The organism is Thiorhodococcus minor (genome assembly GCF_010820565.1).
Classification (GTDB): Bacteria; Pseudomonadota; Gammaproteobacteria; order Chromatiales; family Chromatiaceae; genus Thiorhodococcus; species Thiorhodococcus minor.
In genome coordinates this window covers 1-813 of record NZ_JAAIJQ010000302.1, presented here as the reverse complement: position 1 = coordinate 813, position 813 = coordinate 1, and the positions used below count along the sequence as shown (strand labels likewise).

The window sequence follows — 813 nt, the reverse complement described above, 5'->3', positions numbered from 1 at the left end:
TTGGTGATTTCCTCGAAATGCGTGCTGAGCGTACCGAGGAAGCGATTGAAACAGGTGAGCTTGCGATTGCTGACGCGCTGCATCCAGCCACGCAGCTGACGCTTGCCTTGGCCTTTTGACAGACGGCTCTCATAGATGGCCGTCAGCGCTTCGCACGCCTCATAGGCTTCTTTGAGGACGGGGGAGTGCTCAAAGAGGCGCTGCAGGAGGCGACGCTCATCGGCCGTGAGGTCGGCGCGACGACGACGCAGCACCCAATGGGCATTCTTCAGCCCATCGAGTTGTTCTTTCGAGAGCGTCTTGCGCAGGCGTTTGAGCTCGCGTTTGCGCAGGGTCTCGAGTCCGTCGCGATAGAGGCGGGCGACATGGAAGCGGTCCGCACAGAGGAGGACACGCCGGCCGAACACGGCCTTCGCCGCGCCGAGGAACCCGGCATAGAGGTCTGAGCAGACGACCGCGACGGTGCGCCGTAAGCGCTTGGGGATCGAACGAAAAAACGCCTCGACGGCGGCCCTGGTCCGCTCCTCGAGGAGGCCGATGACACGCAGTTGCGCATCGATGTAGGCACTGATCACGACGACGAAATCGCGATGGCCCTTCTTCAAGGCAATCTCATCGATACCAATGACCTCCAGCGCCTCGACTCCTTGCCAATCAACCTTGGGCTCAATGCAGCGATCCAGGATGCCCTGCAGCGCCTCCACCCCGATGGCATGCTTGCGGCTGACATCCTCGAGCGTGCTGTTGATCAGCTCCAGCAGCATCTGCTGCTCGAAGGCCTTCGTCACCGAGGCGCGCGGTGTATACCAGGAC

1 protein-coding gene is annotated in these 813 nt (G+C 61.6%); it reads right to left on the bottom strand.

Annotated elements, in window-relative coordinates:
* The coding region (locus tag G3446_RS27075) for a transposase (RefSeq protein ID WP_164456739.1) at positions 1-788 on the bottom strand (788 nt) is incomplete at its 3' end.
* Between the last annotated feature and the right edge of the window lie 25 nt (positions 789-813).